This is a genomic window from Rhizobium sp. P1_E6 (assembly GCF_056405875.1).
Genome location: NZ_JBFUBG010000006.1, coordinates 118,414 through 127,394 on the forward strand (window position 1 = coordinate 118,414; position 8,981 = coordinate 127,394).

Here is an 8,981-nt window from a genome sequence, read left to right on the forward strand (position 1 = left end):
GGGGCGATGTCGCACACGGCAAAAAATCTGACCCTCGGCGGACGCGAGCTCATCGCATTCCGCATCGGCGATCAGGAATTCTGCGTGAACATCATGGCGGTGCGCGAGATCCGGGGCTGGACCCCGGCAACCGTGATGCCGCAGTCGCCGTCCTATGTGATGGGGGTCATCAACCTGCGTGGTGCGGTGATGCCGATCGTCGACCTGTCGGCCCGGCTCGGCATGAGGCCGACCGATGCGACTGCCCGCCATGTCATCATCGTCGCCCAGGTCCGCCGCAAAGTGGTGGGTCTTCTGGTCGAGGCGGTTTCCGACATTCTGACGGTGACCGAAGACAACATCCAGCCGACGCCCGAGGTCTCCTCCGACCTCGTGCGCCAATTCGCCCGGGGCATTCTCGCCATCGATAAGCGAATGATCTGCCTGATCGAACTCGAAGCTCTGTTCCCCGAGACCGAAAGCGAAGCCGCATGAATGTACTGGGCGTAAAAGATCAGAGGCAGTCAACCGACGAGGTCCTGGCGAGTGGGGAATACCCGCTGACACGCCGCGACCTCTCGGAAATCGCCGCGATGATCTATGCGGATGCCGGAATCTATCTCAACGAGACGAAGGCCTCGCTGGTCTACTCTCGCTTGTCGAAGCATATCCGCAACCTTGGCCTTTCAGGATTTCGCGAATATTGCGAGCTTGTCGCCTCGCCGGCAGGCGCTGCCGCCCGGCGCGAAATGTTGTCGCACCTGACGACGAACTTCACACGCTTCTTCCGCGAAAACCATCACTTCGAACACTTGCGCGACCATGTGTTGCCCGATCTTCTGAACCGGGCGCGCGCCGGCGGCCGTGTCCGTATCTGGTCGGCTGCGTCCTCGGATGGGCAGGAGCCCTATTCGATCGCACTGACCGTTCTGTCAATGATGCCGAACGTTGCCGATTACGACTTCAAGATTCTCGCGACCGACATCGACCCCAAGATCCTCGCGATCGCCCGAGCCGGCGCCTATGACGAAAACGCGCTGGAAACTGTCTCGCCTGCCATGCGTAAGCAATGGTTTACCGAGGTCGAGATGCAGGGGCGCCGCAAGTTCCAGGTCGACGACCGCGTGAAGCGCCTCATCACTTACAACGAGCTGAACCTGATGGCCCAGTGGCCGTTCAAGGGCAAGTTCGACGTCATCTTCTGTCGCAATGTCGTCATCTACTTCGACGAGCCGACGCAGATGAAGATCTGGCAGCGCTTTGCCGGCCTGCTGCCGGAGGGCGGCCATCTCTATATCGGCCATTCCGAACGCGTCTCGGGCGAGGCCAAGAACGTCTTCGACAATATCGGAATCACCACCTATCGCTATACGAGCAAGGGTATCGGGAGGAAGGCATGAGTGCTCCTGCAAGAGTTCTCGTTGTTGACGACTCGCCGACCATGCGCGGCCTGATCACAGCCGTCTTGAGTTCGGATCCCGAAGTCAGCGTCATAGGCCAGGCCGGCGACGCCCTGGAGGCGCGCGAGGCGATCAAGCGGCTGAACCCCGATGTCCTCACCCTGGATATCGAGATGCCGAACATGAACGGCCTCGACTTTCTCGAAAAGATCATGCGCCTGCGGCCCATGCCTGTGATCATGGTCTCGACCATGACACATCGCGGCGCCGAGGCAACACTCGCGGCCCTCGAAATCGGTGCTTTCGATTGCGTCGGCAAGCCGCAGCCGGGCGAGCCGCGCCCCTTCGGAGACCTCGTCGAGAAGGTAAAGGCTGCTGCCCGCACGCAGCGCAACTTCACCCAGCCGGCAAAGCCTGCCGCCATCACGCCGCCGCCCGCAGTCGCCGACTTCCKCGTCGGTCGCAAGATCGTGGCGATCGGCTCTTCGACCGGTGGCGTAGAAGCCCTGATCGCCGTGCTGCAGAAATTCCCGGCCAATTGCCCGCCGACCGTCATCACCCAGCATATGCCGCCGACTTTCACCAAGAGCTTTGCCGAGCGGTTGAATCGCCTCTGCGCGCCTGTCGTGGAAGAAGCAACCGACGGCGCCCGTCTCGAGATCGGCAAGGTCTATCTTGCGCCTGGCGGCGAGCGCCATCTGCAGGTCTCCAATGTCTCGGCGCCCTGCTGCAGGCTGGTCGAGCGGGGGCCGGTCAACGGCCATCGCCCGTCGGTCGATGTGCTCTTCGATTCGGTTGCCGAGCTCGCCGGACGCAATGCCGTCGGCGTGATCCTTACCGGCATGGGCCGCGATGGGGCCGCCGGGTTGTTAAAAATGCGACATGCAGGGGCCAGAACGCTCGGCCAGAACGAAAAAACCTGTGTTGTTTACGGAATGCCAAGGGTTGCCTACGAACTTGGCGCAGTTGAACAGCAGCTCCCGCTTGCTGCTATCGGCGAAGAAATATTGAAAATGACAGCCGCCCGAAAGGAAGGGACCGAATAATGTCGATCGCGGAGAAAATCAAAGTTCTGATCGTTGATGATCAGGTTACCAGCCGCCTGCTGCTCAGCGACGCGCTGACCCAGCTCGGCTTCAAGCAGATCACCTCTGCCGGCGATGGCGAGCAGGGCATGAAGATCATGGCGGAACAGCCCCACCATCTCGTGATCTCGGACTTCAACATGCCGAAGATGGATGGCATCGGCTTCCTCCAGGCCGTTCGGGCGAACCCGAACACCAAGAAGGCTGCCTTCATCATCCTCACCGCACAGGGCGACCGTGCGTTGGTGACGAAAGCTGCCCAGCTCGGTGCAAACAACGTTCTGGCAAAGCCCTTCACCATCGAAAAGATGAAAGCGGCTATCGAAGCCGTGTTTGGAGCCCTGAAATGATCACCGAGGGTGCGGTTCGCCGCGTGCACATCATTCAGGGTGAATATAAAGTCCTGAGCGACCCGGATGCGGTGCTTTCGACTATCCTGGGCTCGTGCGTGGCAGCCTGCCTGAGAGATCCGGTCGCTGGTGTCGGCGGCATGAACCACTTCCTGCTGCCGGGGACAGGCAACACCCCGATGACTGGCGGCGATGCCACGCGCTACGGCGTGCATCTCATGGAACTGCTGATCAACGGCCTCCTGAAAAAGGGCGCCCGGCGCGACCGGCTGGAGGCCAAAATATTCGGAGGCGCGAAGACGATCTCGACATTTTCCAATGTCGGCGAACAGAACGCGGCCTTCGCCATGCAGTTCCTTCGCGATGAAGGCATTCCGGTGGTCAGCTCCAGCACCGGCGGTGAGCACGGACGCAAGATCGAATATTGGCCGGTCTCCGGCCGGGCCCGGCAATACCCCCTGACCGGCGCCGAAACGCAGAAAACCGTCGCTCTCGAGCAGCGCCCCGCTGCTCCGCAGAAGCCCGCCGAGACCAGTATCGAATTTTTTTGATGGCGAGGATTTTTATATGAGTTTTACACCGATCATCGAGCCGCCATCGCCGGTCGAGGCGCTGAGCGACGTATTGATGCGGATTGTCTCCGAGCTTCACGACGTTGCCTACCTGATCGAGCGGATCGAGCCCCAGCTGATCGAATTGGGCGGCACGGAAATCCTGAGCTCTCCCGACAGCATGAAAGTGATGCAGGGCATCGATCTTGCCGTGCAGAAATCGCGCGGTCTGGCCGAATTCATCGATACCATCACCGGTGAAATTCCGCAGAACTGGTCGATCGACGTMGCCACTGCGCTGAGCCTCGTCAAGCTTGCCGAAATGCAGAAAGCCCTCKGCGGCGGTACCCGTCACGGCCACTCCCAGCCACTCAGCAAAGCAGCCGGCGATTTCGATTTCTTCTGAGATTGTAATTCATTCCTGCATGCGCTGAACGAAACGCTCGCACAAGTTTCGGCGTCTATTCGTCAAATGAGGCAATAAGCCTGCTTTGTCTTTGACGGATCGTGCGAGAACAGAATGAATCTGTTAAATCAATTAGTTCAGATTTTTAAGAACTTTGGTTCCCTTGGGCGGACGCGTTTGATGATCCTTGGTGGGGTCGGCGCCGCTTCCATCGCAATCATCCTGGCGGCGGCAATTTTCGTCAACAAACCGGCCCAGGAAACGCTTTATGTCGGCCTGGAGAAGCCAGATCTCAACCAGATCAGCATGGCGCTTGCCGAAAGCAACATCGATTTTCAGGTCGGAACGGACGGTTCCAGCATCACCGTACCGGCCGGCATGACGGGCAAAGCCCGCCTGTTGCTTGCCGAACGCGGCCTGCCGAACAGCGCCAACGCCGGTTACGAACTCTTCGACAATGTCGGATCGCTCGGCCTCACCTCCTTCATGCAGGAAGTGACCCGTGTACGCGCTCTCGAAGGTGAAATCGGCCGAACCATTCAGTCGATCTCAGGCATCACCGCCGCACGCGTTCACATCGTCATGCCCGAGGTCGGCAACTTCCGTAAGGCCGAACAGAAGCCGACGGCTTCCGTCATGATTCGCGCCAGCGCTACGACAGGGCGAAACGCTGCCACGTCAATCCGTCACCTCGTCGCCTCGGCCGTGCCGGGGCTCGATGTCAATGACGTGACGATCCTCGATTCTGCCGGCCAGCTTCTTGCATCCGGCGATGAAGCCGGCAACGGCACGCTGAACCGCTCGCTTAACATCGTCCAGAACGTCCAGCAGGAAGTCGAATCGAACATCGACAAGGCGCTCGCCCCCTTCCTCGGCATGGACAACTTCCGCTCCAGCGTAACGGCCAATCTCAACACTGACGCCCAGCAGATCCAGGAAACCACCTACGATCCGGAATCCAAGGTCGAGCGCTCTGTTCGCTCGACGAAGGAAAACCAGCAGTCCCAGCAGCATCAGTCCGACAACGCGACGACGGTCGAGCAGAACATTCCGCAGGCTGCACCCGACGCAGGCGGCGCCACTGGTCCGCAGTCGGAAGACAAGTCCGACAAGCGCGAAGAGCAGACCAACTACGAAATCAACAGCAAGACGACAGCCACGACGCGCAACAGCTACCGGGTCGAAAAACTCTCGGTCGCCGTCGTCGTCAACAAGGGTCGCATCGGCAAGATGGTGGGCGAACCGGCAGACCAGGCCAAGATCGACGCCTATCTCGCAGAGATGAAGAATATCGTTGCCTCGGCTGCCGGCCTCGATACGAACCGCGGCGACGTGGTCACCGTGACTGCAATGGATTTCCTCGAGAACCAGCTTCTCGACGACGCGAACGGCGGCGTTCATGTCATGGATGTGCTGAGCCGCAACCTCGCCGGCATCATCAACTCTCTTGCCTTCGTCGCTGTCGCCTTCGTGGTCGTCTGGCTGGGCGTGCGTCCCCTCATCCGTACCGTCAACGGCTCAGGCTCGTCCTCCTCCGCAATGCTCGGCGACGCCACTCCGGAATCGGCTGGCCTGGAACTGCCCGACTTCGCACCGGCAGGCGCGTCCTCGGGCGGGGCGCTCATGGATGGCTTCGGCTCCGACTTCGGCTTCGACAGCACCGAGGATCTGCTCAGTCTCGGCGACGACGACGGCAACTTCAACCGCCGCGTCAAGGAAGGTCCGGAGCGCAAGCTCGCTCGCATGGTGGAGATCAACGAGGAACGCGCTGCGAAGATCCTCAGGAAATGGGCCATCGACGAAGCAGCATAATGAAAAGGCCGGGAAACCGGCCTTTTTTCTTTTTCATCCGGGGATCCATTGCGCGGTAACAAGAACGTTACCGCCACTCGCAACCGGCTTTTAAGGGGTCGACTGCTCTACTGCAGAGAATTCGAACGTAGAGATCGCAGGACAACGGGATGGCGCCGTTCGCATGAGGCTCAAGCCCTGCATAAGACGGGCGGTGTAAGTATTTCTCCACTGGAACAATAGTTCGTTGCTTTTGTGCGTTTGAAATTTGCTTCCGCCAAGGCATTCTGTGCCGCGCGTCTCTGGCCGGAACTGTGATAATTACGCCATTCAGACTGATAATTCCGTTCGGCTTCACTCGCGTATAAGGCGAGGAACGTTGCGGCCAATACCAGAATCATCCTAGTTTCATACATCTTCGCGAGAGCGGAGTGGTGATCGAATCACCGCATGGAAGGTCGCAAAAGTAAATCCCCAGAAGTCGGAGATGGTGATTTGCGTTGGTTGGCTTACCCTTAAGTGATTCGAAGTGGGATTCGCGTGGGGCATGTGTTTGAATCCCTTTCACAAAAACAGAACTTCATTGCGAGAATCGACAGTTTCTCAGCCGCGGGTCATTGCCAATGGATATGGATATATTTCAGGCGAATAAAGGCGAGAAGCATATGGCGAACTTCATTGGCGCCAATGTGCCGGACCTTCAGCCACGCGACGAACTGATCGATCGCCTTCGCGTCATTGCCGAAACCGGCAAGTTGCAGGCCGGTTTGCGGGCGCTGACCGAGTATGTCGGCGCCATGCACTATCTGATGGCGCGCTGCGACCTCATCCAGGAAAGCGGTCTCGACTTTATCGTTTCGTCCGACTGGCCCTTCGATCTGGTGAAGGAGGTCGCCAATGACCTGGTTGCCGGTTATGCGCGCTCGACGGAATTCGACAAGTGCATGCAGGTACTGCAGCCAGGCTTTGCGCTTCTGCCTGAGGGTGCGGAAGTGCCGCCTGGCGCGAGCCGGCAATATTGCTCCCTGACCTTCAATGTCGGCCGCTCTCGCTTGGTGCTGATGTTCCTGTTCAGGGAAGGCGTCGTTCTTTCGCCGGAACGTCTCCGGGACGTAGGCCTCCTTGCAGGTTATATCGCAAGCTTCCTTCGGTGCGGGGGCACGAAGGTCGATCGCGATTTCGAGCTGACGGACCGCGAACTGGAATGCCTCTTCTGGATTGCGGAGGGCAAGACAAGCGACGAGATCGCCATGATCCTCGGCATCTCCCGGAATACCATCAATAACTATATCACCAGCGTGATGCGTAAGACTGCAACGAAGACGCGTTCCGAGGCGATAGCCTTCGCCGTTCGCAACAATCTCGTTTGAGGGGAATTATGGGGCATCAACCAGGCAGGGCGATAAGCAATACGGACCAGATGCGCATGGTCCGTGTGAACAGGATTTCCAGCCGGTCTGACCTTTTCCCGCGCCTGATTGCCATGCAGAAGCTCGCGGATGCGCAGGCTTTCGCCGTTTTTCGCGTCAGCGGCTCCGGCGTGCCGGCAAAGCAGCGGCTGATCTGCGAACTGGAGAACTGGGGTCCCTCGAATGCCGGCCTCGGCAAGGCCTTCGTCGATGCCCATGGCGAGGCTTTGCTCGACCATATCGATCGCTCGCTGCTGCCTGTGTTCTGGGCCGGTAGCCACGATCACGCAGCCCCGGGCCCTGCCGACTTCTCTCCCTTCATGGTGAGACTGAAAGACGGCATGGTGCCTTTCTCCGGTCTTGCCTTTCCGGTGCGCCTCGGCGCTATAGGCAACGGCTTCGTGCTTTTCACCGGCGATGATATCGATCCGTCGAGCGACACAATCATCGAGCTGCACGGCCGCTGCTGCAATGTCATGATGGACCTGCTGTCGCTCGATGAGCGGCGTGCGGCGGCGACAGAAGCACTGAGCGAACGCGAGATCGCCTGTCTTCAGCTTGCCGGCGACGGCCGCATCAGCGAAGAAATCGCCGACAAGCTCGGCCTGTCCGTCCACACGGTGAACGCCTATCTCGGCTCGGCAACGATCAAGCTTGATTCGGTCAACCGCATCCAGGCGATCGCCAAGGCGATACGCTTGGGCTATATCAGCTAGGGCCGTTTCAGCAAACAGCTGCAGCGATCTTGGCTCCGGAATTGCGTGAAAACAAGGAGTTAGAAAATTTCCGCGATTGGAAGAAATGCGGAAATGCTCTAAGAAAGGCAAAGCCCGGCACCTTTCGGGCCGGGCCTGATATTCTGAAGTGGAAAATGCCCTAGCCGGCCAGCGCCTGCGGCTTCGCGACGATATAGCGCGCTTCGTACAGGCTCCTTTGCAGAAAAGCCGTGTTCTCATCCGGATCGACCGAAGCGTTCTGGAAGGAAATATGATTGATCTCGATACCGGCATGGTCTTCGGCCATCGTCAGTTGCGCGTAGACGGTCACGCCGCGCGGCTTGATTTCGAGATCGAGCACAACTTCGGGCTTGCCGCCCCATTCCAGCGTATAATTTCCACCCAGGCCGAAGTTGACAGTGCCGGGATGGAAAAACAGTTCCGCCGCGGAAGCGACGAGGTCGGCGAGATTGCCGTAATACTCGAAACGCAGCAGAGAAATGAGATCGGATGCGTCCAGAAGCCTGAGCTCGGTTGCGACCGGGCTGATCGCTTCTGCAAGGATTTTTTCACGCTGGGCAGAGTAGGGGCATTTTTTCATTCGACTTATCTTACCCGTTTGTTCTTGGCCTCCGCGGCGTAAACCCGGTGAATGAGTTCCGCGACGGCCTTATAGAAGACTGACGGTATGACACTATCCACCGAGACTTGCGCAAACATGGAGCGTGCGAGAGGCGGATCCTCGAAGACGGGGATGTTGTTCTCCTCGGCGATCTCTCTGATTTTCAACGCAATAAGGTCCTGCCCCTTGGCAAGGACGATCGGCGCGTCGTTTTCCTCGCGTACATAACGCAACGCGACGGCATAGTGCGTCGGGTTGGCGATGACGAGGGTGGCGCGCTGGACACCGGCGATCATGCGCCGGCGGGCGCGGTCACGCATGACAGAGCGTTGCCTGCTCTTGACGAAGGGATCGCCCTGCGACTGTTTGTTTTCTTCCTTCACCTCGTGCTTCGTCATCTTCAGTTCGGTGAACCAATGATATCGCGTCCAGAAGATATCAGCGATGGCGACAGCGGCGGTGGCGATGAGCATGACGATGATGATCTTGCGCATCGCTGTCATCATGCGAACCATGATCGTCTGCGGATCGGAGAACATTGCATCGATCGAGCCGAAATATTCGCTTCTGAGAACGAAGAAGAGAATCACCCCGACGACAACCACCTTGAACAGTGATTTACCGAATTCGACGAGACCCGGAAGGCTGAAGAGCCGCGACCATCCCTTGATC

Annotated in this window: 11 protein-coding genes; 9 read left to right on the top strand and 2 right to left on the bottom strand. The window is 58.9% G+C overall.

Features of this window, described 5'->3' with window-relative positions; translation table 11 throughout:
- Window positions 1-6 precede the first annotated feature (6 nt).
- The 9 genes from AC1D35_RS06000 to visR all read left to right on the top strand — a co-directional run bounded on the left by AC1D35_RS06000 (window position 7) and on the right by visR (window position 7,687).
- Window positions 7-474: a chemotaxis protein CheW gene (locus AC1D35_RS06000; RefSeq protein WP_113306937.1), complete on the top strand. Its 468-nt coding sequence runs from the start codon at window positions 7-9 to the stop codon at window positions 472-474.
- Window positions 471-1,379, top strand: coding sequence for a protein-glutamate O-methyltransferase CheR (gene cheR / locus AC1D35_RS06005; protein WP_113298547.1), 909 nt, complete (start codon window positions 471-473; stop codon window positions 1,377-1,379). The genes AC1D35_RS06000 and cheR overlap by 4 nt, the downstream gene beginning before the upstream one ends.
- Window positions 1,376-2,425, top strand: coding sequence for a protein-glutamate O-methylesterase CheB (gene cheB / locus AC1D35_RS06010; RefSeq protein ID WP_477938345.1), 1,050 nt, complete (start codon window positions 1,376-1,378; stop codon window positions 2,423-2,425). Before cheR ends, cheB begins: the two co-directional genes overlap by 4 nt.
- Window positions 2,425-2,814 carry a response regulator gene (locus AC1D35_RS06015; RefSeq protein ID WP_113298549.1) on the top strand — a complete coding sequence of 130 codons (390 nt, stop codon included), beginning with the start codon at window positions 2,425-2,427 and terminating at the stop codon, window positions 2,812-2,814. The genes cheB and AC1D35_RS06015 overlap by 1 nt, the downstream gene beginning before the upstream one ends.
- Window positions 2,811-3,365, top strand: coding sequence for a chemoreceptor glutamine deamidase CheD (cheD, locus tag AC1D35_RS06020; protein WP_113298550.1), 555 nt, complete (start codon window positions 2,811-2,813; stop codon window positions 3,363-3,365). Before AC1D35_RS06015 ends, cheD begins: the two co-directional genes overlap by 4 nt.
- A gap of 16 nt (window positions 3,366-3,381) precedes the next feature.
- Window positions 3,382-3,771, top strand: a complete 390-nt coding sequence (gene cheT / locus AC1D35_RS06025) for a chemotaxis protein CheT (protein WP_477938346.1) — start codon at window positions 3,382-3,384, stop codon at window positions 3,769-3,771.
- A gap of 114 nt (window positions 3,772-3,885) precedes the next feature.
- Entirely contained in the window at window positions 3,886-5,583 is a 1,698-nt protein-coding gene (gene fliF / locus AC1D35_RS06030; protein WP_113306936.1) for a flagellar basal-body MS-ring/collar protein FliF, read from the top strand.
- 602 nt (window positions 5,584-6,185) lie between these two features.
- A complete protein-coding gene (visN, locus tag AC1D35_RS06035; RefSeq protein WP_113298553.1) occupies window positions 6,186-6,932 on the top strand; it encodes a transcriptional regulator VisN in 747 nt (248 codons plus the stop codon).
- A gap of 8 nt (window positions 6,933-6,940) precedes the next feature.
- Window positions 6,941-7,687 carry a transcriptional regulator VisR gene (gene visR, locus AC1D35_RS06040; RefSeq protein WP_113298554.1) on the top strand — a complete coding sequence of 249 codons (747 nt, stop codon included), beginning with the start codon at window positions 6,941-6,943 and terminating at the stop codon, window positions 7,685-7,687.
- A 160-nt stretch (window positions 7,688-7,847) separates the two neighbouring features.
- On the opposite strand, the gene AC1D35_RS06045 is transcribed toward visR, so the two are convergent.
- Entirely contained in the window at window positions 7,848-8,288 is a 441-nt protein-coding gene (locus tag AC1D35_RS06045) for a hypothetical protein (protein ID WP_113298555.1), read from the bottom strand.
- 5 nt (window positions 8,289-8,293) lie between these two features.
- The coding region (flhB, locus tag AC1D35_RS06050) for a flagellar type III secretion system protein FlhB (protein WP_477938347.1) at window positions 8,294-8,981 on the bottom strand (688 nt) is incomplete at its 5' end.